Here is a 22619-nt window from a genome sequence, read left to right as displayed (position 1 = left end):
ATGTCGAGACTTGTCCGCGTATCGGACGGTGTGACGTGCGCGACACCCACCCCGTCCGGGGTCACCGCCGCGACACGGCCCACGAGCGCCCGGGATCGGACCGACCCCCCGCTACCGTGAGGACCATGGCGACCCGTACCTCGACGTCCGCGCGATCCGGCGCGCCGTCGGGCGGCGCAGGCGCCCCCGGTCGTGCACCGCGGGGTGGCACGACGCGCACGCCCGCGGCCCGCGGCAGCGGTTCGAGCCGCCCGCCTGCGGCTCCGAAGCAGTCCGCTCTCCCGGTCCGCATCGTGCGCGGCACGTGGATGGGCGCCGCGCACCTGGTCGGCGGCGCCGCGCGCCGCGTCGGTCACGGCGCACGGGACCTCGACCCGGCGCACCGCCGCGACGGTCTCGCCTTCCTGCTGCTCGGACTCGCGGTCGTCGTCGCCGCGCGCGAGTGGTGGTCGCTGTCGGGCACTGCCGGGTCCGTCGTCCACAACATCGTGGCGGGCACGTTCGGCGTCGTCGGCGTCGCCGTCCCGTTCCTGCTGGTGGCGACCGCCGTGCGGCTCATGCGTCATCCCGAACGTACGCAGGCCAACGGCCGGATCGCGATCGGGCTGGGCGCGATCGCCGTGGCCGTGTGCGGGATCCTGGAGATCGCCGCGGGCAGCCCTGGCACCGGTGACATGGAGGCGCTGCGGGGGGCCGGCGGGATCGTCGGCTTCATCGTCGGTGCGCCGCTCGCGGCTCTGGTGACGGCGCCGGTCGCGATCATCCTGCTGGTGCTGCTCGGGTTCTTCGGCATCCTCGTCGTGACCGCGACCCCCGTGCACCAGGTGGTGCCGCGGCTGCGTGGTCTCTACCACCGGCTCACGCGCCAGGCGCCGACCGACGAGGATGCGCCGGACGACGACGCGCCGCTGGTCATCAACGCCGGGCACACCGCGGTCGAGGAGGAGCCGGCACGCCCGCGCCGCCGCTCGCTGCTGCGCCGCCGCCGCGCCGACGGCCCCGACACCCCCGACGACGAGCGGCTCGACCAGTACGAGGCCGACGAGGCGTTCGAGCGCGCCGCGATCGTCGTGCCCGGGCACGACGAGGACGAGACGCGCGTCCACGACCGGCACGCGGAGCCCGAACCCGTCACGGAGGCCATCGCGACCGAGGGAGCGGGCCGGTCCGCGACCGACGCGACCGCCGTCGTCGCGCCCCCGCTCGCGGTGCCCACGCCGCGCGGTGTGCCCAAGGGCGAGCAGCCGACGCTCGAGGGCGACGTGCTCTACACGCTGCCCGCCGAGGACGTGCTCGCCAAGGGCGCGCCGCACAAGGTGCGGTCCGCGGCGAACGACCGCGTCGTCGAGTCGCTGACCAGCGTGCTCGAGCAGTTCGAGATCGACGCCAAGGTCACGGGCTTCACGCGCGGCCCGACGGTCACGCGCTACGAGGTCGAGCTGGGCCAGGCGGTCAAGGTCGAGCGCGTCACGGCGCTGTCCAAGAACATCGCGTACGCGGTCGCGTCCGCGGACGTGCGCATCCTGTCGCCCATCCCCGGCAAGTCGGCGATCGGCATCGAGATCCCCAACACCGACCGCGAGACGGTCTCGCTGGGTGACGTGCTGCGCTCGTCGGCCGCGCGACGCTCCGAGCACCCGATGGTGATCGGCGTCGGCAAGGACGTCGAGGGCGGCTACGTCGTCGCCAACCTCGCGAAGATGCCCCACCTGCTCGTCGCGGGGGCTACCGGCGCGGGCAAGTCGAGCTTCGTGAACTCGATGATCGTCTCGATCCTCATGCGCTCCACGCCCGACGAGGTGCGCATGGTGCTCGTCGACCCCAAGCGCGTCGAGCTGACGATCTACGAGGGCATCCCGCACCTGATCACGCCGATCATCACCAACCCCAAGAAGGCCGCCGAGGCGCTCGACTGGGTCGTGCGGGAGATGGAGGCGCGCTACGACGACCTCGCGATGTTCGGGTTCAAGCACGTCGACGACTTCAACGCCGCGGTGCGGGCCGGCAAGGTCAAGCCGCTGCCGGGGTCCGAGCGCAAGATCGCGACGTACCCGTACCTGCTGGTCATCGTCGACGAGCTCGCCGACCTCATGATGGTCGCGCCGCGCGACGTCGAGGCCTCGATCCAGCGGATCACGCAGCTCGCGCGCGCGGCCGGGATCCACCTCGTGCTCGCGACGCAGCGCCCCTCGGTCGACGTGGTCACGGGCCTCATCAAGGCCAACGTGCCCTCGCGCCTCGCGTTCGCGACGTCGTCGCTGACCGACTCGCGCGTGGTTCTCGACCAGCCGGGCGCCGAGAAGCTGATCGGCCAGGGCGACGCCCTGTTCCTGCCGATGGGCGCGGCCAAGCCGATGCGCACGCAGGGGGCGTGGGTCGCCGAGTCGGAGATCCACGCGGTCGTCGAGCACGTCAAGAAGCAGCTCAAGCCCGTCTACCGCCAGGACGTCGCGGCGCCGACGACCAAGAAGCAGGTGGACGAGGACATCGGCGACGACCTCGACCTGCTGCTGCAGGCCGCCGAGCTCGTCGTGACCTCGCAGTTCGGCTCGACGTCGATGCTGCAGCGCAAGCTGCGGGTCGGTTTCGCCAAGGCCGGCCGGCTCATGGACCTGCTCGAGTCGCGCGAGATCGTCGGCCCGTCCGAGGGTTCCAAGGCGCGCGAGGTGCTCGTGACACCCGACGACCTGCCCGCGACGCTCGCGCTCCTGCGCGGTGTCCCGCACGACGACGGTGACGGCCCGCCCGAGGCGACCGACTACTTCGACGACGACCCCGAGGACTGGTCCGGCGGGGCGAGGTGAGCTCGGCCGCGACGAGCGCGTTCGGCTACCTCGGCGTCGACGAGCGGCTCGGGGCAGTCTCCGTCGTCATCTCGTTCATCGCGATCTCGTCGCTCGTCTGGGTGCTCGTGCTGATGGGCCGGCAGCGCCGCGAGGTGGACCGGGCCAACGAGCTGCTCGCGCTCTCGCGCGAGCTGCGGCACCGGTACGACGCGCTGCAGTCGGTGACCAAGGAGGGCGTGCTCGTCGTCTCGCTCGACGGCACGCTGCTCGACATCTCGGAGCGTGCGGCGACGATCCTCGGCGTCGACGGCGATGCGAGCATCGGCCGCCGACTCACCGACCTGCCCGTGGTGCTCGTCAACGAGCAGGGCCTGGCGATGAACCCCTCCGCGGTGCTCGGTTACCGCACGGGTGCGGGCCGCGCGGGGTACACGGTCGACTCCGAGCTGGTCGGCGTCGCGCTGCCGGGTGGCACGTCGCCGCAGGCGCGGATGGTGCAGGTCGCGAGCCAGCTCGTCCCGGCGGGTGACGGCGAAGCGCCCGCGGTGCTCACGACGCTCGTCGACGTGACCGGCAGCCGTCAGGTCGAGGCGGCGCTGTCGCGATCCGAGACCCAGTTCCGCGTCGCGATGGAGAACGCGCCGATCGGCATGGCACTCGTCGACCTCGACTGGAACATCGTCGAGGCGAACACGGCGCTCGCGGAGCTGCTCGGGACCTCGGCGGAAGCGTTGCGCGGCTACCCGATGGAGGCGCTCGGCCCCCCTGAGTCGCGCGCGGGCGAACGACTCGAGGTCGACCGACTGCTCGGCGGCGGGCAGCACCGGTTCTCGCTCGAGAAGCGCTACCAACGGGCCGACGACCACCTCGTGTGGGTCGTGCTCGATGCGGCGCTCGTGCGCACGCCGTCGGGTGAGCCGGACCACTTCGTCGTGCAGGTGCGCGACTCGACCGAGTCCCGCCTGCAGGCCGAGATGCTCACGCACCGCGCGATGCACGACCCGCTGACCGGCCTCGCGAACCGGACGCTGCTGCAGGAGGTGCTGCAGTCCGTGCTCGAGCAGCCGGGCGTCGTCGACCGGGTCGCGGTGCTCGCGTGCGACCTCGACGGGTTCAAGGAGATCAACGACCGCTACGGACACCCGGCAGGTGACGAGGTGCTGGTGCACGTCGCGGGCGTGCTGCGCGCCGCGACCGCCCGGCGGGGCACGGTCGCGCGGCTCGGTGGCGACGAGTTCGTCGTCGTGGTGCAGGACGTCGACGGGCCCAAGGCGGTGTTCGAGGTGGCGGCCGCGATCCACGCGGGGCTGGCCGAACCGGTGCGCGTCGCGCGTCGTCGGCTCCCCGTGGCCGCGAGCATCGGTATCGCGCTCGCCGACCCGGACACCGTGGCGGGTGGTGCGCCGGTGCTGCTCGCGGCGGCCGACGCCGCCCTGTACAAGGCCAAGGGAGCCGGCCGCGGGCGGACCGAGGTCTACGACCAGACGATGAGCCGCTCGTCGGGTCACGACCTGCTGCGCGAGCTCTCGGCCGCGCTCGAGGCGGGCGAGCTCGTCGTGCACTACCAGCCGATCGTCGACCTCGCCGACGGCCGAGTCGTCGGCTACGAGGCGCTCGTGCGCTGGCAGCACCCGTACCGTGGGCTGCTGCTGCCTGCGGCGTTCCTGCCGCTCGCGCAGGAGGCGGGTATGGCCGTGCCGCTGGGTCAGTACGTCGCGTCGCGCGTCGCGGAGTTCGTCGCGACCTCGCCCGACCGCTCGACCTGGGTCTCGGTGAACGTGTCGGCCGACCAGCTCGGGGACGGCGAGTTCGCGACGACGCTGCTCGCGGAGATCTCCCGGCACCGGCTGATGGCCGGCCGGATCGTCGTGGAGCTCACCGAGTCCTCGCTCGTCGCATCGGGCACCCGCATCCGGCACGAGCTCACGCAGCTGTCCGCCGCGGGCGTGCCGATCCTGCTCGACGACTTCGGCACCGGCGTCTCGCCGTTGTCCTACCTGCGCGAGCTGCCCGTCGCGGGCGTCAAGCTCGACATGTCGTTCACGTCCGGTATCCCCGACGACCCCACCGCGGGGAAGGTGGTGCGCGCACTCGGAGCGCTGGCGCGCGAGCTCGCGATGGTGACGATCGCCGAAGGCATCGAGCACAGCGAACAGGCCGACTACCTGTACCGCAACGGCTGGCGGTACGGGCAGGGCTGGCTGTACGGCGGCGCGCAGCCGGCGGAGTCGATCGTGCCCACCGAGACCGGCGCGGCTCAGTAGCCGGCCCGAGGCGGTCGCGCGGACCGCGCCGGGCGTTCGAGGTCAGTCCGTGCGGCGGACCACCGTCGGCGGCGGACCCGTCGAGACGACCGGTTCGGTGCGCTCGGGGGCCGCGGTGCCTGCCGCCTCGGCGACGCGAGCGGTACGGGCCGCGACCTCCTGCGCCGAGAGCGTGGCGGTGCCGCCCGGGATGTCCGGCAGCGCATGCACCTGGTGACCGCTGAGCCGGTCCACCGTGATCGGGGTCCACTCGACGCCGACGACGGCCGCCGGCCCGGCGGCTCTGCCCTCGGCGTCGAAGCCGCCCGGACTTCGTACGTGCGCGGTGAGCAGGATCCCGGAGTCGGTCTTGTTCGTGCAGCAGTTGCCGTCCTGGTTGGACAGGAAGTTGCCGAGCCCGTAGGCGACCCACATGCCGTTGCCGCCGGGTCCGCCCGACAGCTGGACGACCGGCTGCGGTACGTGCGCGTGGTGACCGATGTAGAGGTCGAACTGACCCGAGTCGGCGATCTCCTGGGCGATCTGCTCCTGCTCGGCGGTCGGCGCGGTCTGGTACTCGACGCAGCAGTGCACGCTCGCGATGACGAGGTTCGCCCCCGCGGCCCGCGCAGCGCGGGCCTCCTCGACCATCGCGGGTACGTCGATGCGCGTCACCGACCACGGCTTGTCGGAGTCGACCGGCATGCCGTTGGTGCCGTACGTCGCGGCGATGTGGGCGACCGTGAGCGTCTGACCCGCCCGTTCGAGCGTGTAGAGCTGCGGTTGGGCGGCCTCCTGCGCGGTCCGCGCCGTCCCCACGTGCCCGAGGCCCACGGCGTCCAGCGCGTCGAGCGTCGCCGTGACGCCCGCGAAGCCTCGGTCGACGGAGTGGTTCGACGCGGTCGAGCAGCCGTCCCAGCCCTGGTCCTTGAGCCCCTGCGCGATCTGAGCCGGAGCGCCGAACACGGGGTAGCCCGAGGGCTTGGTCCCGGGTGGGGCGACCGGCACCTCGAGGTGGCAGATCGCGAGGTCCGCGGTCGAGACCCACGGGTCGAGCGGCGCCAGGAGCGGTCCGAAGTCATACGAGCCGTCGTCCGTGCGCGCCGACTCGAGCACGGGCAGGTGAGGGAGGACGTCACCCGCCGCGGTGATCGTGAACTCGGCGTCCGGGTCGGGGGTCGGCGAGGGCGTCGGTGACGGCGTGGGGGAGGCGGTCGGCTCCTGCGACGCCGCCGGTGGGGCGCTGCCCTGCTCGACGGACGAGTCGGCCCACGGGCGCAGCGCGAGCACCACGGCTCCGACGCTCAGCACGGTCACCAGGACCGTCGCGAGGGTGACCAGCAGCGGCGAACGGCGATGGGCGCGAGCGTGCTGGGTCACAGGCGTGACCCTAACTGCTGGCCGGAGCCACCTGCACCGCCGTCTAGGCTGAGCGGGTGAGCACCGCGCCGGCCCCCGTCTGGAACCTGGCCAACGCCCTCACCTTCGCGCGGATCGCGCTCGTCCCGTTCTTCGCCTGGGCCCTGCTCGCCGAGGGCGGCCACGACCCGCAGTGGCGTCTCGTGGCGACGGCGCTGTTCGTCGTCGCGGCTGTCACCGACCGGCTCGACGGCTGGTACGCCCGGACCAGGGGTCAGGTCACCGACCTGGGCAAGCTGCTCGACCCGATCGCGGACAAGCTCCTGATCGGCACGGCGCTCGTCCTGCTGTCCGCGCTCGGCGACCTGCCCTGGTGGGTGACGGTGGTCATCCTCGTGCGCGAGCTCGGCATCACGGTGATGCGGTTCTTCCTGCTGCGGTACGTCGTGCTGCCCGCCTCGCGCGGTGGCAAGCTCAAGACCGTCCTGCAGTCGGTCGCGATCGGGCTCTACCTGCTGCCGCTGGACTCGCTTCCCGGCCTCGTCGAGGTCGCCGCGGCAGTGGTCATGGGTGCGGCGGTCGTCGTGACCGTGGTGACGGGCGTCGACTACGTGCGCGTCGCCGCGCGCATCCGTCGGACCGCGGTCGTCCCGCCCGGGGTCTGACCGGTGCCCGACGACGAGCCTGCGGCCCGCCGCGTGCTCGGCGCGCTCGCCGAGCGGCGCTGGACGGCGGCGACCGCGGAGTCGCTGACCGGCGGTCTGCTGTGTGCGCGGCTCGTCGACGTCCCCGGGGCTTCCGCCGTGGTGCTCGGCGGGATCGTCGCGTACGCGACGCCCCTCAAGCACGTGCTGCTGGACGTGCCCGAGTCGCTGCTCGCGGAGCGCGGTCCGGTCGACCCGGACGTCGCGCTCGCGATGGCGCACGGCGCCCGCGGCCGGCTCGGCGCCGACGTCGGGATCGCGACGACCGGCGTCGCCGGACCCGACCCGCAGGACGGGCACCCGCCCGGCACGGTGCACGTCGCCGTCGTCACGCCGATGGGCGGGCGCGTGCTCTCGGTGCACCTCGCAGGCGACCGTGTGCGCGTCCGCGCCGGCGCGGTCGACGCCGCGCTCGCGCTCGTGCTCGCTGCGCTGCGCGGGTGACCCGCGGCTGCGGCGGGAACACCGCGGGGGGTGTCGTCGTTGCACCGGGCGTGATGACCAGTCCCACCACCGGAGCAGCCAGGACACGTCCGCCCGTGCGCCGGACTCCGTCGCGTGTCGGCGGCGCAAGGTACGGTGAACGTGTGCGGACCAACGACGCACTCCGCCCGGGTGAGCACCCCGGTCGGAACGACGAGGCGAGAGGGGGAGCCCGGATGATCGTCCTGCGACGTGAGATCGGCGACGTGCTGCGTGACGCGCGTCAGCGCCAGGGCCGCACCCTGCGTGAGGTCTCGTCGGCTGCACGGGTCTCGCTGGGGTACCTCAGCGAGGTCGAGCGCGGCCAGAAGGAGGCGTCCTCGGAGCTGCTGAGCAGCATCTGCGACGCCCTGGACGTACCCATGTCCGTCGTCCTGCGTGAGGTGAGCGACCGCGTCGCCGTCGCCGAGGGCCTGCTGGTCCCCGACACGGTGCCCGCCGAGCTCGCCGCCTCCGTCAGCTACCCGCCCAGCGGGTGGTCGCGCACGCAGGCCGACCTCGCGCCGGTGGGCTGAGGCCAGCCCCGCAGCCGTCGGCGACGACCAAGGTCGCGTGAACGCCCGATACGTCGGGGCGTCACGCGGCCTTTCTCGTGCGCGCTCAGGCAGGGCGCTGGCAGGTCGGGCAGTAGAACACCGGTCGCTCCATCGGCGGCCGACGAGCCGGAGCGACGGCCACCGGCGTCCCGCAGCGCGGGCAGGGCCGGCGCAGCCGGCCGTGCACCCGACCCGGCGGCAGCCCGGACTCGACCGCCCGCTGCATGAGCGCCCGCGCGGCGCGGTACAGCCCCGCCGGGTCGCTCACCTCGTCCGCCGGCGTCCACGGCCACAGGCGTAGCGCGAAGCACGACTCGGCCGTGTAGATGGTCCCGATGCCGGCGGCGACCCGCTGGTCGAGCAGGACCTCTGCCGCGGGTGTCGACCCGGCGGCCTCCCACCGGCGCCCGATCTCCGTCAGGTCGAGCTCGTCGGCCAGGACGTCCGGGCCCAGGTGGGCGATGAGCCCGTGCTCCTCACGCGTCGCCACCACGTCGAGCATCCCGAGCAGGTCGCCCACGGCGGTCCAGCGCTCGTCCGCGAGCACGGCGCGCACCTGCGGCGACCGGGCCGCCGCGGCGGGCGACCCGGTCCGCGCGAGCCGCCACTGTCCGTCCATCCGCAGGTGCGTGTGCAGCGTGCGACCGTCGTCGAACCGGGTCAGCAGGTGCTTGCCGTACGCGCGCGTGCCGAGCACCGTGCGACCCACGAGCGCGACGCCGCCGGCCGAGGGCCAGCGCAGCTCGGCGCGCACCAGCCGCCGACCCGCGAGCGCCTGGTCGAGACGGCTCGCCGTCCGCCGCAGGACGTCGCCCTCAGGCACCGTGACCCACTCTCGGATCGACCGTCGACTCCACCGTCGACTCCACCGGGGGGTGCGCCGTCGACTCCACCGTGGGACCCGCCGTGCGACGTGCCGTGCGACGTTCGGTGGGACGTGCCGTGGTCATGAGCCGGGCAACCGCAGGCCGCGCGGCGTGGTCGCGAAGCCCGCCTCGACCAGCGCGCGCCCGGCCGGGCCGTGCGCGGCGCCGTCGGCCAGCACGTGCGCGCCGTCGATGCGGGTGATCGTGAGTCGTCCGCCGCCGCGGGTGCGGCTGGCCTGGGCGAGCCCGCCCGCGGCCGCGGCGAGCGCATCGGGTGCGGCGACGAACGTGAGGACCGTCCGGCCGCCGCGTTCGAGGTAGAGCGCGAGCGCCCCGTCGACGAGCACGACGAGTGCGCCGGCCTTGCGCCCGGGGCGGTGCCCGGTCGGGTCGCCGGCGCCGGCCCCTGCGCCGGCCCCTGCGCCGGTCCCCGTGCCGGGCCACGGCACCGCCGCGCCGTACGGCTGGGCGGGGTCGGTGGCGGCGAGCACCGTCACGATCGGCTCGGCCGGTGCAGCTCGGCGAGCGCCCCCGCCGAGAAGGTCACGGTCGGCGTCACGGGTCGAGGCGGCCTGCACGATCTGGGCGTCCGCGCGCAGTCGGTCGACGGCTCCCGGCAGCGCGAACTGCGACCCGCCGAGGCCCTCCACGAAGTAGCCGCGCCGGACCTGACCGCCGTGCTCGAGCGCCGACAGGACGCGGTACACGTCGGCGAACCGTGCGCCGACGCCCTCCGCGGGGGCGACGGCGCGGGTGAGCACGCCGTGCCGGTCGAGGAGTTGCGCGGCGAGTGCATGGGCACGCAGTGTCGGATCGGGCTCGCGTGTCGGCAGCAGCGACCATCGGCCGGAGGTCGCGCCTCGGGACGTCGGCTGCTGCGCATCGGGCCGCATGGGCACGCCCACCCGCAGCCCGAGCCGCGGCCGGATCGGGCGTCCGCGCGGTGCCGGGGTGCGTGTGCGGTGCGCCGTCGTGCCGGTGCCCAACCAGGCACGCAGCGGGGCCAGCCCGTCGTTGGTGACCTGCCCCGCCCAGACGAGGTCCCACACCGCCTCGGCGACCGCCGCGGCCGAGACGGGCTCGGAATGCTCGTCGGCACACAGCTCACGTACGCGGTCCGTGAGCGGACCGACGAACCAGGCTCCGCCCTCGAGCGCGGCCAGGACGGCCAGGTGCACCGGGGTGCCCGCGGGATCGCCGGGGGCGGGTGGGGGCAGCAGCGGCAGCGTGAGGTCTGCGACGGTCGCCGGGTGCAGCGACACCATGCCGTCGTGGCCCGCGAGCGCGGCGTGCCCGGCCCAGACCACCTCACCGGCCGCCGTGAGCTCGTCGAGCATCGACGGGTGGTAGTCGACGACGCGGGCCGGGAGGACGTGCGTCTCGATCGCCGAGGCGGGCAGCGCCACGCCGGCAAGCTGCTCGACGACCCGGGCGACGCCGTCGACCCCGCGCAGCCCGCCGGCGCCGCGGACGGCGCCCCGCGTCGGGACGACCGACTGCCACGCCGGCAGGAACACCCCGAGCGCGGCCGGCTCGACGGGTTCGACCTGCGCCGCGAGGACCGCGAGCGACCGACGACGCAGCAGGCGCAGCACGTCGGCGTCGCACAGCTCGTCGCCCGTCCCGCCCAGCTCGGCGGGCCGCAACCGGCCGCTGACCAGCGTGCCCGCCGCCTGCAGACGAGCGAGCGCATGCGTCGCGACGGCGACCCCCCAGCCGTAACGCGCGGCCAGGGCCGCCGCCGTGAACGGCCCGTGCGTGCGGGCGTACCGCCGCACGAGGTCGCCCACCGGATCGGGCAGCACCTCGGTGAACACCTCGGGTACGCCGACGGGCAGCGCCACGCCGAGCGCGTCGCGCAGGCGGCCGGCATCCTCGATCGCGGCCCACTGCCACGCCTCGTCGGCCGGGACCCCGGCGACGCGGATGCGGATCGCGCGCCGCGAGCGCTCGAGCTCGTCGAGCCAGGCGGGCACGTCGTCGCGCACCTCGAGCCGCGTGCGCGCCGTCAGCTCGGGTGCGGGCAGCGGCCCGTGCCGGCGCAGCACGTCGGCGAGCTGTTCGAGGGTCGCCGCCTGACGCTCGGGCGCGAGGCCGGCAAGCTCCGCCTCGGTCGTCAGGACGGACTGCGGGTCGAGCAAGTCGGCGAGCTGGGACTCGCCGCCCGAGCCGAGCAGCTCGGCCAGCAGCGTCGGGTCGAGCGTGAGGGCAGCGGCACGCCGCTCGGCGAGCGGGGCGTCCCCTTCGTACAGGAACTGCGCGGTGTAGCCGAGCAGCAGCGACTGCGCGAACGGCGACGGCTGCGGTGTGGTCACCTCGACGATGCGCACGCGGCCCGACGCGATGTCGCGCATGAGAGTCTCGAGCGCGGCGGTGTCGAAGTCGTCCTGCAGGCACTCGCGGACCGCCTCGAGCAGGATCGGGAACTCCGGGAAGCCCGCGGCCACCTCGAGCAGCTGTGCCGCGCGCTGGCGCTGCTGCCACAGGGGCTGGCGGCGGTCGGGTCGGCGCCGCGGGAGCAGCAGCGCGCGGCTGGCGGCCTCGCGGAACCGCGCGGCGAACAGAGCCGACGAGCCGAGCTCGTCGCGCACGTGCGCGAGCACGGACTCGGGTTCGACGACGAGGTCGGCCAGGTCGAGGCGCGCGGCGTCGCCCGACCACCCGTCCGACGAGTCCGCCCACGGGTCCACGCTGCGGTCCGTCCCGGCGTCGGCCCACCCGACGGGTTCGCCGCTCGCGCCGTCGGGCAGCCGGAGCACGATCCCGTCGTCCGAGTGCATCGCGTGCGCGTCGACGCCGTACCGCTCGCGCAGCCGGGCCGACAGGATCACGGCCCACGGCGCGTGCACCCGCGCGCCGTACGGCGAGTGCACGACGACGCGCCAGTCGCCGAGCTCGTCGCGGAACCGCTCGACGAGGATCGTCGTGTCGGTCGCGAGCTCGCCCGTCGCGGCACGCTGATCGGCCAGGTACGCCAACAGGTTGTCCGTCGCGAACTCGTCGAGCCCCTCCGCGCGGACGCGGGCGCGCGCCTCGTCGTCGGGCAGCTCACCGAGCTCGCGCACCCACGCACCCATCGCGCGGCCCAGCTCGGCGGGCCGGCCCGGTGCGTCGCCCTTCCAGAACGGCAGGCGACCGGGGACCCCGGGTGCGGGCGAGACGAGCACGCGGTCCGGCGTGATCTCCTCGATCCGCCACGTGCTCGAGCCCAGCGTGAACGTGTCACCCGCACGCGACTCGTAGACCATCTCCTCGTCGAGCTCGCCGACGCGCTTGCCGCCGCGCACCCGGCCGCCTGAGACCTCCGGGTCGACGGGGACGCCGCCGGTGCCCGCGCCCGACGCGAGGAACACGCCGTACAGCCCGCGATCGGGGATCGTGCCGCCGCTGGTGACCGCGAGCCGCAGCGCGCCCGGGCGGGCGTGCAGCACGTCGGTGAGCCGGTCCCACACGAGCCGCGGGCGCAGCTCGGCGAAGTCCTCGCTCGGGTAGCGGCCCGCGAGCATGTCGAGCACCGCGCGCAGCGTTCCGTCGCCGAGACGCATGAACGGCGCCGCACGACGCACGACGACCGCGAGGTCCTCGAGCGCCCAGTCCTCGACCGCGACCATCGCGACGATCTGCTGGGCCAGCACGTCGAGCGGGTTCGCCGGGACGGCGAGCGACTCGAGCTCGCCCTCGCGCATCCGCCGAGCGGTGACCGCCGCGGGCACGAGCTGCCCGCGGAACGTCGGGAACACCACGCCGCGCGAGACCGCGCCGACCTGGTGGCCGGCCCGGCCGATCCGCTGCAGACCGCTCGCGACCGACGGCGGCGCGCCGACCTGCACGACGAGGTCGACCGCGCCCATGTCGATGCCGAGCTCGAGCGAGCTCGTCGCGACGACTGCCGGCAGCCGGCCGGCCTTGAGCTCCGACTCGGTGCGGGTGCGCTCGGCGCGGCTCATCGAGCCGTGGTGCGCGCGCGCCAGGACGGTCGCGGCGTCCCGGGTGTCGATCCCGGCGCCGGTGCCGGACTGCCCGGGCACGGCCGCGGGCTGCAGCGCGCCGACGTCGGGCACCGCGAGGCCCTGGCGGCCCGCCCAGACCTCGTTGATGCGCGACGTGAGGCGTTCGGCACCGCGCCGCGAGTTGGTGAACACCAGCGTCGAGCGGTGGGCGGCGACGAGGTCGACGACGCGCTCCTCGACGTGGGGCCACACCGACGCGCGCTCGAGCGGTGCGCTCGCCGGCCCGCTCAGGTCGACGTCGTCCGCGACCTCGTCGCGCGCGTGCTCGTGCGGTGCCCGCTCGTGCGGTGCCCGCTCGTCGGACGCAGGTACGTCGGGGCCGGAGACAGCAGGCGGAGGCGCGCTGCGCAGGTCGCTCAGGTCGGGCACCGGGACGACGACCTCGATCTCGATGCGCTTGTCCGCGGGCGGCTGCACGACGACGACCTCGCGGCCGCCGTCGGCGGGCGTGCGGGCGCCGCCGAGGTACGACGCGACGACGTCGACGGGTCGCACCGTCGCGGACAGGCCGACCCGCTGCGCGGGACCCGGGCCACCCGGGACGTCCAGCAGCGCGTCGAGCCGCTCCAGCGAGAGGGCCAGGTGCGCGCCGCGCTTGCTGCCGGCCACCGCGTGGATCTCGTCGAGGATCACGGTGTGCACACCCGCCAGGCCCGCCCGCGCGCCCGAGGTCAGGACGAGGTACAGCGACTCGGGCGTCGTGACGAGGATGTCGGGCGGCCGCGTCGCGAACGAGCGGCGCTCCGAGGGCGGTGTGTCCCCGGTGCGCAGCCCGACCGTCACGTCGTGCACCGGCTGCCCGAGCCGCGTGGCCGCCTGCCGGATCCCGACCAGCGGTGAGCGCAGGTTGCGCTCGACGTCGGTCGCGAGCGCCTTGAGCGGCGAGACGTACACGACTCGGCAGCGGCGGGCCGGTTCGTCGGGCGCAGGCTGCGTCAGGAGGCCGTCGAGCGCCCACAGGAACGCCGCGAGCGTCTTGCCCGAGCCGGTCGGCGCGACGACGAGCGCGTGCCGGCCGTCCGCGACCGCCTCCCATGCGCCCGACTGCGCCGCGGTGGGCCCGACGAACGCGCCCGCGAACCACGACTGCGTGGGGGCGGAGAAACGGGACAGGGGCACCCGCCCATTGTGGCGGTCGGCACCGACACGCCCGCGCGTCGTGTCAGGCTGTGCCCCGTGAGGTACAGCGAGCTCTGGGAGCTGGTCGACGAGGTGCTGGGTAGCGCCGCGGGACGCGAGATCGTCGCGACGCTCGTCGTGGGCGGGCTCGACAACCGGACCGCGCAGGCCGCGCTGGACGACGGTGTGGAGCCGCGTGCGGTCTGGCACGCGCTGTGCGACGAGCTCGAGGTGCCCGCCGAGCGGCGCTGGGGAGCCGACGAACGTCGGCCCGCCGAGCCGCGGGCGGCCCGCCGATGAGCGACCGGCTCACCTGGCTACCGGCCGGGGGAGACGTCGCGGACGCCGCGATCAGCCTGGTCACCACCGCGGTCGGCGTCGGCGTCGCGATCGCGATCCTGCCCGGCGTCAGCACCACGGACGTCGGCGGCGTGCTCGTCGTCGCGCTGCTCGTGTTCGTCGGCGACCTGCTGCTGCGTGCGCCGATGCGCGCGCTCGCACGCGTCGCGGGCGCGGTCGGGGCGCTCACCTTCGGCCTCGCCGTGCAGGTCGCGATCACGTGGGTCGCGCTCGAGGTGGTCCCGGGGATCACGGTCGCCTCGGGCTGGGCCGCGTTCGGGGTGCTCGTCATCGCGGGGATCGTGATGGCGGCCGGGCGCTGGGTGTGGGGCGCCAACGACTCCGACTACGTCGTCGCGGACCTGCTGCGCCGGGCCCGTCGCAAGGCCCGACGCCGGGCGCGTGCCGGTGGCGAGGCGGCGGGCGGCGCGGGCGACGGGTCGCCGGGCATGCTCGTCGTGCAGCTCGACGGGGTCGCCGAACCCGTCCTGCGCGAGGCGATCGAGGCGGGGCTCGCCCCGACCATGCAGCGCTGGCTCGAGGACGGCTCGCACCGCCTGGAGACGTGGTGGGCGCGCGTGCCGTCGACCACACCGGCGAGCCAGGCCGGCCTGCTGCACGGCGACTCCGGCCAGATCCCCGCGTTCCGCTGGTGGGACCGCGACCTGCGCCGGCTCGTCGTGACGAACCATCCCGCGGACGCGGCGCTGGTCGAGGACCGGCTCAGCAACGGCAAGGGCCTGCTCGCCGGCGGCGGCACCGCCGTCTCGACGATGTTCACGGGTGACGCGGCCGGCGCATTCCTGGTGATGAGCCGCACGCGCACGCGCGGCCCGGACGGGCAGGGCGGTGGGCTCGGCCCCGGGCCCGCGTTCGTCCGGTTCTTCGCGAGCCCGTTCGTGCTGACGCGCGCGGTGGCGCTCACGTTCGGCGAGATGCTCAAGGAGCTGTACCAGGCCCGGCGCCAGCGCGTGCGCAACGTGCTGCCGCGGGTCTCGCGCGGCGGCTGGTACGTCGTGCTGCGCGGCGTGACGAACGTGCTGCAGCGTGACCTGGCGACCTCGCTCGTCGCCGAGGCGCTGCTGCGCGGAGACCCGACGATCTACGTCGACCTCGTCGACTACGACGAGATCGCGCACCACGCCGGACCCACGCGGCCCGAGTCGCTGCGGGCGCTCGAGGGTCTCGACCGGGTGCTGCGCACGCTCACGGAGGTGGTCGCGGCGGCCCCGCGCGAGTACCGGATCGTCGTGCTGTCGGACCACGGGCAGGCGCTCGGGTCCACGTACGAGCAGCTCACGGGCGTCAGCCTGCTCGACACGGTCCGCGCGCTGATCGCGGACCAGGAGCCGCAGGCCAGTGGTGTCTCGAGCAGCGACGGTGAGGACTGGGGGCCGCTCAACACGCTCCTGACCAGCGTCGTCGGCTCTCAGCGCGGACCCGTGCTCGGTCCTGACGGGAACCGCGGGGGACGGCAGGGATCCGACGAGAGCGCGGCGGGCGAGCTGCCCGACGTCGTGACCGTGGGCTCGGGCAACCTCGGGCTGGTCTGGTTCCCGCGCTCGCCGCAGCGCCTCGTGCTCGAGGACCTGCAGGAGCGCTGGCCGCGCCTCGTGACCGGTCTGCTCGCGCAGCCGGGTGTCGGCGTGCTCGTCGTCGACACGCGCGAGCGAGGTCTGGTCGCCGTCGGGCGTTCGGGTGTCGTGCTGCTCGAGCCGCCGGAGGGTGTCTCGCCCGAGGACACGGTCGACGGCGAGGACCCGCTCGTGCCGTACGGCCCGCGCGGGCGCATGGACCTCGCACGCGCCGGCCGGCTGCCGCACACGGGTGACCTGCTGCTGATCTCGACGGTTTCCGAGCTCGGCCGTATCCACGCGTTCGAGGGCCAGGTCGGGTCGCACGGTGGCATCGGTGGCGCGCAGAACCTCGCGCTGCTGCTGCATCCGCAGGAGTGGGCGGTCGACGAGGACCTGCGCACGCCCGTCGGGGATCGTGACCTGCTCGTCGGCGCCGAGGCCGTGCACCACCAGCTCGTCAGGTGGGCGGCCGCGGCCGGGCTGCGGCCGTGACCGGGGTCACGCTCACGGTCCGTTGGCTCGGGCACGCGAGCGTGGTGCTCGACCTGCAGGAGGCCGGCGGTCGCCGGGTCCGGATCCTCACGGACCCGCTGCTGCGCCGTCATGCCGGCCTGCTGCGCAGGCGCGGCGGAGCGCCGGCCGGCACCGCGTGGGACGCCGCCGACGCCGTGCTGGTCTCGCACCTGCACCACGACCACGCCGAGGTGGGCTCGCTGGACCTCCTGCCGGGCGTGCCCATCCTCACGGCCCCGGCCAACGCGACCTGGTTGCGTCGCCACGACCTGCTGGGCATCGGGCTTGCCGCCGAGCACTGGTGGACCGTGCCGGGCACGCAGGTGCGGGTGCGCACGGTGGCGGCCGTGCACGGCGACCGGCCGATGCCGCACCGGCCGAACGCGGCCGTCGGGTTCCTCGTCGTCGCGCCGGGGTGGCGCGTGTGGTTCGCGGGGGACACCGAGCCCTATCCGGCGATGGCGGACCTGCCCGCGCTCGCCGACGGTCCGATCGACCTCGCACTGGTCCCCGTGGGCGGTTGGGGGCCGCGGCTGTCCGGCGGGCACATGGACCCGGTCCAGGCTGCGCGCGTGGTCGCGACGGTCGGCGCCGCGCACGCCGTACCGGTGCACTGGGGCACGCTGCACGCACCCGTGAGCCGGGGCCTGCCCCCGGGGTGGATGGACCGGGCGGGGCCGGCGTTCGCGGTCGCAGCGTCCCGGCACACCCCGCAGTGCCGGGTCCACGTGCTGGAGCCCGGGGACGCGGTGGCGCTCGACGGGCCCGCGGCGCACTGACCGCCGGCGTCTGTTGTATGCGGCGCGACGCGCCGACGGCGTGTTGCGCGTGATCGAACGTCTGTTCGGTATGGTGGTCCGCGGGTGGCACCAGCCGCCCCCAGCCCTTTCGGGGGGTGGCCCGATCCACATCGGGCCGCGGGGGAGGAGGGCGTGTCGGTGGTCGGGCATAGCGTCACCCGCGACGACAAAGGACCAGTTCCCGACGGCGCAGCGACACAGCTGCTCGAGCACGAAGGTGGCGCACCATGGCAGCACCCCAGGACCGTGAGAAGGCCCTCGAGGCCGCCCTGTCCCAGATCGACCGTCAGTTCGGCAAGGGCTCGATCATGCGCCTCGGCGACGAGGGGCGTGCCCCCGTCGAGGTCATCCCGACCGGCTCGATCGCGCTGGACGTCGCGCTCGGCATCGGCGGGCTCCCGCGCGGCCGTGTGGTCGAGATCTACGGCCCGGAGTCCTCGGGCAAGACGACGGTCGCGCTGCACGCCGTGGCCAACGCGCAGAAGGCCGGCGGTATCGCGGCGTTCATCGACGCCGAGCACGCGCTGGACCCGGAGTACGCCAAGAAGCTGGGCGTCGACACCGACGCCCTGCTGGTCTCGCAGCCGGACACGGGCGAGCAGGCGCTGGAGATCATGGACATGCTGATCCGCTCCGGCGCGATCGACATCGTCGTGATCGACTCGGTCGCGGCGCTCGTGCCGAAGGCCGAGATCGAGGGCGAGATGGGCGACAGCCACGTCGGGCTCCAGGCCCGTCTGATGTCGCAGGCGTTGCGCAAGATCACCGGCGCGCTCAACTCGTCGGGCACCACCGCGATCTTCATCAACCAGCTGCGCGAGAAGATCGGCGTGTTCTTCGGCAGCCCGGAGACCACCACGGGCGGCAAGGCGCTCAAGTTCTACGCGTCGGTGCGCCTGGACATCCGGCGCATCGAGACCCTCAAGGAGGGCACCGACGCGGTCGGCAACCGCACGCGCGTCAAGGTCGTCAAGAACAAGCTCGCGCCGCCCTTCAAGCAGGCCGAGTTCGACATCCTGTACGGCGTCGGCATCTCGCGCGAGGGATCGCTGATCGACATGGGCGTCGAGCACGGGTTCATCCGCAAGTCCGGGGCCTGGTTCACCTACGAGGGCGACCAGCTCGGGCAGGGCAAGGAGAACGCGCGCAAGTTCCTGCGTGACAACCCGGACCTGGCCGACGAGATCGACAAGAAGGTCAAGGAGAAGCTCGGCATCGGGGCGCGGCTCGACGCACCTGCCGACGCCCCGCCCGCGGTCGACTTCTGATCCGTGGCTCGTCGTGACGCCGCCGAGCCGCCCACGAGCGGCTCGGCGGCGCAGGATCCCGAACCGGACCACGAGTCCGTCGCGCGGACGATCGCGCTGCGGTTGCTCACGGGTGCGCCGCGCAGCAGAGCCCAGCTCGCCGAGGCGATGGCGAAGCGCGACGTGCCGAACGAGATCGCCCAGCGGGTGCTCGACCGGTACTGCGAGGTCGGGTTGGTCGACGACGCCGAGTACGCGCGCATGCTCGTGCGGACGCGGCACGCCGAACGTGGGCTCTCGCGCCGGGCGATCGCGGTCGAGCTGCGGCGCCGCGGCGTGGGTGACGAGGACGCCGAGGAGGCGCTCGGCCAGCTCGACGCCGACGACGAGGAGGCGGCAGCCCGGGAGCTCGTCCGGCGCCGGCTGGCGGCGACCGCAGGCCTCGATCCCATGGTGCGTCAGCGGCGTACGCTCGCGGCGCTGGGGCGCAAGGGGTACCCGCCCGGACTTGTCGGCCGGCTCGTGCGCGAGGCGCTCGCGACCGAGGGCGTCGACGATGACGACGGTCACCTGGAGTCGGGTCAGGAGTAGGCCGAGTCGACGGGCGAGTCGCCGGGCGAGGGACGTGACGATGCTGGTCGTGGCGCGTGTCCGGCCACCGGGTGTCGGACTCCCGTCCGGTTCGACCGGAACGCCGCGTGCACGATCGACCGGACGGTGGATCGCTTCCGTGTCGTGAGCGGAACACGCGGTCCCGTGGGCGAGAATGAGCCGACGACGAGGATCGGAGGGTCGCATGGGCGATGGTGGGTGGGGGACCGTCATCGGCCTGCTCGGTCTCTGCCTGGTCGCCCTGATCCTGGTGCTGCTGGCGCGTCGCGAGGCCGCGGCCCAGCGCTCGCAGGCCGCACAGGACGTGGCCTCGATCAAGGACGAGGCGCGCGCGCTGCTCAGCGACGCCGAGCGTCGCGAACGGCGGGCCGTCGAGCGGGCCGAGGCTCTCGAGGCGCAGTCGGTGCGCACGACCGAGCTCGAGCACCGGGCCCGCGAGCGTGAGCGCGCCGCGGCACAGGCCGAGCGCGATGCCGACAGGCGCCTCGCCGAGGCGGAGCGCTCCGCCGAGAAGCGGCTCGTCGAGACCGAGCGGCTCGCGAACGACCGGATGACCGAGGCGACGCGTGCCGCGCGCGAGGAGGTCGAGCGTGCGCAGGAGAAGGCTCTCGCCGAGCTCGAGTCCGTCACCGGGCTGACGGCGCAGGACGCACGTGCCGAGCTCACCCGTCGGATCACCGAGCAGGCAGAGAACGACGCCGCGGCACGGGTGCGTCGGACCGAGGCGCAGGCGCGCCGGACCGCGGATGCGCGGGCTCGCCGCATCGTCGCGACCGCCGTGCAGCGCACCGCGGTCGCGACGAGCTCGCAGGCGGCGATCACCGTGCTCCCGCTGCCCTCGGACGAGATGAAGGGCCGGATCATCGGCAAGGAGGGCCGCAACATCCGGTCCTTCGAGGCGCTGACCGGCGTCAACGTGCTGATCGACGAGCAGCCCGACGCGGTGGTCCTCTCGTGCTTCGACCCCGAGCGGCGCGAGGTCGCCCAGGTCACGCTCGACGCGCTCATGACCGACGGCCGGATCCACCCGCAGCGCATCGAGGAGACGTACGCCGAGGCGCTCGCGAGCGCCCCCGAGCGCACGCTGGCAGCCGGTCACGAAGCGGCCGAGCGTGCGGGGGTGGCGGACCTGCACCCCACGCTCGTGCGCACACTGGGGCAGCTCCGGCTGCGCACGTCCTACGGCCAGAACGTTCTCGAGCACCTCGTCGAGACGGCGCTGCTCGCGGCCGCGCTCGCCGCCGAGGTCGGTGCGGACGTCGCGGTCGCACGCCGCGGGGCGTTCCTGCACGACATCGGCAAGGCACTGACCGCCGAGCTCCCGGGCACGCACGCGAGCATCGGGGCCGACCTGGCCCGGCGGCACGGGGAGTCCGACGTCGTGGTCAACGCGATCGCCGCGCACCACGACGAGGTCCCGCTCGAGACGGTCGAGGCGGTGCTGGTGCAGGTCGCCGACGCGATCTCCGCCGCGCGCCCAGGGGCCCGGCGCCAGGAGCTCGACCAGTACATCGAGCGGATGGACAAGCTCGAGGCGCTCGTCGCGGCGCACGCCGGCGTGCGCCGGGCGCTGGCGATGTCCGCCGGCCGCGAGGTGCGCGTGCTCGTCGAACCCGAGCAGGTGGACGACCGTGCGCTGCCGCAGCTCGCGGTCGCCATCGCACGGCATATCGAGGCGGACCTCGCCTACCCGGGCGAGATCAAGGTGACGGTCGTCCGCGAGCTGCGCGCGAGCGCGACCGCCGGCTGACGCAGCGGCTTCGACGCAGCGGCCCCGACCCAGCGGAGCGGTCGTCGGATCGAGCTCAGCCCGGTCGTCCGGCGTCGACGGCCAGGCCGGGGGGCTCGGTGCGCGCCCGGCCGGCGGTGCGGCGGCCCACCCGCCCGGCGAGCACGTCGGCCACGCGCGTGAGCAGGTAGTTGATGACGATGAACACCACGGCGGCGACGACGAGCGACTGCAGGATGTTCCCGTGGCCGGCACCGAACCGGCGCGCCGCCTGCAGCAGCTCGGGGTAGGTGATGATCGCACCGAGCGCAGTGTCCTTGAGGATGACGACGAGCTGGCTCGCGATCGCCGGCAGCATCGCGATGATCGCCTGCGGCACCTCGACCAGCCGCAACGACTGACCGCGCCGCAGCCCGAGCGCGAGCGCTGCCTCGCGCTGCCCGCGCGGCAGGCCGTGCACGCCCGAGCGGACCAGCTCGGCGAAGATCGAGCCGTTGTAGAGCGTCAGGCCGAGCACGACGGCGACCAGCGGCAGCTGGGCGGGGTCCACCACGTGCGCGCGCCCCAGCCCGAGGTAGAAGAACACCATCATGAGCAGCACGGGCACGGCACGGAAGAACTCGACGACACCGCCGCACACGGTGCGGATGGTCCGGGAGGCGGAGAGCCGGCCGAGGCCGAGCGCGAGGCCCAGGACGCCGGCGGTGATGATCGAGATGCCTGCGGCAAGGATCGTCTGACGCAGGCCAGGGAGGAAGAAGTTGCGCCAGGCGTTCGCGGTGAACAGCGGCGCCCACAGGTCGGCGTCGAGCTGACCCTTGGCGTTCAGGCGAACCAGTGCCCATAGCCCGATCCCGACCACGACGACGGTGCTGGCGACGTTGATCCACACGAGCCGGCGCCGGGTGCGCGGTCCGGGAGCGTCGAAGAGCACCGACACGGCGCGCGCGCCGCTCATCGGGCCACCGTCCAGCGTCGGGACAGGCTCGTCGTCGCCAGGCCGATCGGCACGACGAGCAGCACGAACCCGAACGCGAAGGTGAAGAAGATCGCCAGGATGACGTCGGGCCGGAACTCGATCATCTCGGCCATCAGACCGGATGCCTCGGCGACCGACCCGGCGGCCGCGACGGTCGAGTTCTTGACGAGCGCGATGAGCACGTTGCCGAGGGGTGCGACGGCGCCGCGGAACGCCTGCGGGAGGATCACGAGCCGCGCCGAGGCCACGAACCCGAGCCCGATCGCGCGTGCCGCCTCCGCCTGACCCACCGGCACGGTGTTCACCCCGGAGCGCAGCGCCTCGCACACGAAGGCGGCGTGGTAGACCGCCAGACCGAGCACGGCGAGCCAGAAGAAGTTGCGGTTGAAGTCGTCGGAGAACGTGATGCCGAGCTGCCCCCAGAGCCCGAGCACGCAGAACACGATGATCACCGTGAGCGGGGTGTTGCGCACGAGGGTGACGTAGGTCGAGCCCGCCCACCGCAGGCTCGGGGCGGGGGAGATCCGCATCACCGCAAGCGCGGTGCCGAGCACTAGTGCGATCAGACCGGCGGCGAGCGTCAGCTGGATGTTGACCCAGAACGCCGCGACGACGTCGAACTGGTCGAACAACGAGCGGTATCGCTCGAGGTAGTCGCCGTCCACCTGACCTCCCGTCCGCAGTCGCGTGCAGCTGTTCGTCGTACCCGGGTGCGAC

At 74.2% G+C, this 22619-nt stretch carries 16 protein-coding genes; 11 read left to right on the top strand and 5 right to left on the bottom strand.

The features are described from left to right. Positions 1–125 precede the first annotated feature (125 nt). Both CCO02nite_RS04790 and CCO02nite_RS04785 read left to right on the top strand, forming a co-directional pair. Positions 126–2804: an FtsK/SpoIIIE family DNA translocase gene (locus CCO02nite_RS04790; RefSeq protein ID WP_146841912.1), complete on the top strand. Its 2679-nt coding sequence runs from the start codon at positions 126–128 to the stop codon at positions 2802–2804. Continuing rightward, positions 2801–5050, top strand: a complete 2250-nt coding sequence (locus CCO02nite_RS04785; RefSeq protein ID WP_146841911.1) for an EAL domain-containing protein — start codon at positions 2801–2803, stop codon at positions 5048–5050. Before CCO02nite_RS04790 ends, CCO02nite_RS04785 begins: the two co-directional genes overlap by 4 nt. Before the next feature lie 42 nt (positions 5051–5092). Here the strand turns inward: CCO02nite_RS04785 and CCO02nite_RS04780 are convergent, their stop codons facing one another. After that, complete coding sequence (locus tag CCO02nite_RS04780) at positions 5093–6409, bottom strand: CapA family protein (RefSeq protein WP_146841910.1); 1317 nt, start codon at positions 6407–6409, stop codon at positions 5093–5095. 56 nt (positions 6410–6465) lie between these two features. Here CCO02nite_RS04780 and pgsA point away from each other — a divergent pair, with 56 nt between their 5' ends. The 3 genes from pgsA (at position 6466) to CCO02nite_RS04765 (ending at position 8090) form a co-directional block, all read left to right on the top strand. After that, a complete protein-coding gene (pgsA, locus tag CCO02nite_RS04775) occupies positions 6466–7053 on the top strand; it encodes a CDP-diacylglycerol--glycerol-3-phosphate 3-phosphatidyltransferase (RefSeq protein ID WP_146841909.1) in 588 nt (195 codons plus the stop codon). A 3-nt stretch (positions 7054–7056) separates the two neighbouring features. Then, positions 7057–7536: a CinA family protein gene (locus CCO02nite_RS04770; RefSeq protein WP_146841908.1), complete on the top strand. Its 480-nt coding sequence runs from the start codon at positions 7057–7059 to the stop codon at positions 7534–7536. A 215-nt stretch (positions 7537–7751) separates the two neighbouring features. Next, the gene (locus tag CCO02nite_RS04765; RefSeq protein ID WP_186812577.1) at positions 7752–8090 is read left to right on the top strand and encodes a helix-turn-helix domain-containing protein; all 339 of its coding nucleotides are present in this window, start codon (positions 7752–7754) and stop codon (positions 8088–8090) included. 85 nt (positions 8091–8175) lie between these two features. Here the strand turns inward: CCO02nite_RS04765 and CCO02nite_RS04760 are convergent, their stop codons facing one another. Together CCO02nite_RS04760 and CCO02nite_RS04755 are read right to left on the bottom strand one after the other, a co-directional pair. After that, entirely contained in the window at positions 8176–8934 is a 759-nt protein-coding gene (locus CCO02nite_RS04760; protein ID WP_146841906.1) for an Fpg/Nei family DNA glycosylase, read from the bottom strand. A 123-nt stretch (positions 8935–9057) separates the two neighbouring features. Next, on the bottom strand, positions 9058–14106 hold the full coding sequence (locus CCO02nite_RS04755) for an Lhr family ATP-dependent helicase (protein ID WP_146841905.1): 5049 nt from the start codon (positions 14104–14106) through the stop codon (positions 9058–9060). A gap of 57 nt (positions 14107–14163) precedes the next feature. On the opposite strand from CCO02nite_RS04755, the gene CCO02nite_RS04750 reads away from it, so the two are divergent. The 6 genes from CCO02nite_RS04750 (at position 14164) to rny (ending at position 20944) form a co-directional block, all read left to right on the top strand. After that, positions 14164–14406: a DUF3046 domain-containing protein gene (locus CCO02nite_RS04750; RefSeq protein WP_146841904.1), complete on the top strand. Its 243-nt coding sequence runs from the start codon at positions 14164–14166 to the stop codon at positions 14404–14406. Further along, positions 14403–16514 carry an alkaline phosphatase family protein gene (locus CCO02nite_RS04745; protein ID WP_146841903.1) on the top strand — a complete coding sequence of 704 codons (2112 nt, stop codon included), beginning with the start codon at positions 14403–14405 and terminating at the stop codon, positions 16512–16514. Before CCO02nite_RS04750 ends, CCO02nite_RS04745 begins: the two co-directional genes overlap by 4 nt. Beyond that, positions 16511–17314 carry an MBL fold metallo-hydrolase gene (locus CCO02nite_RS04740; protein WP_146841902.1) on the top strand — a complete coding sequence of 268 codons (804 nt, stop codon included), beginning with the start codon at positions 16511–16513 and terminating at the stop codon, positions 17312–17314. Before CCO02nite_RS04745 ends, CCO02nite_RS04740 begins: the two co-directional genes overlap by 4 nt. Before the next feature lie 248 nt (positions 17315–17562). After that, entirely contained in the window at positions 17563–18603 is a 1041-nt protein-coding gene (gene recA, locus CCO02nite_RS04735) for a recombinase RecA (RefSeq protein WP_146841901.1), read from the top strand. 3 nt (positions 18604–18606) lie between these two features. Continuing rightward, positions 18607–19173 carry a regulatory protein RecX gene (locus CCO02nite_RS04730; protein WP_146841900.1) on the top strand — a complete coding sequence of 189 codons (567 nt, stop codon included), beginning with the start codon at positions 18607–18609 and terminating at the stop codon, positions 19171–19173. A gap of 205 nt (positions 19174–19378) precedes the next feature. Then, complete coding sequence (rny, locus tag CCO02nite_RS04725) at positions 19379–20944, top strand: ribonuclease Y (protein ID WP_146841899.1); 1566 nt, start codon at positions 19379–19381, stop codon at positions 20942–20944. Positions 20945–20999: 55 nt separating this feature from the next. Here rny and CCO02nite_RS04720 read toward each other — a convergent pair whose 3' ends face one another. Further along, complete coding sequence (locus tag CCO02nite_RS04720) at positions 21000–21881, bottom strand: amino acid ABC transporter permease (RefSeq protein ID WP_146841898.1); 882 nt, start codon at positions 21879–21881, stop codon at positions 21000–21002. After that, positions 21878–22567 carry an amino acid ABC transporter permease gene (locus tag CCO02nite_RS04715; RefSeq protein WP_146841897.1) on the bottom strand — a complete coding sequence of 230 codons (690 nt, stop codon included), beginning with the start codon at positions 22565–22567 and terminating at the stop codon, positions 21878–21880. Before CCO02nite_RS04715 ends, CCO02nite_RS04720 begins: the two co-directional genes overlap by 4 nt. Positions 22568–22619 lie beyond the last annotated feature (52 nt).

It is taken from the genome of Cellulomonas composti, from assembly GCF_007990245.1.
In the GTDB taxonomy this organism is placed as follows: domain Bacteria; phylum Actinomycetota; class Actinomycetes; order Actinomycetales; family Cellulomonadaceae; genus Cellulomonas; species Cellulomonas composti.
The sequence above is the reverse complement of the archived record's forward strand: the minus strand, read 5'-3'. Positions and strand labels throughout refer to the sequence as shown.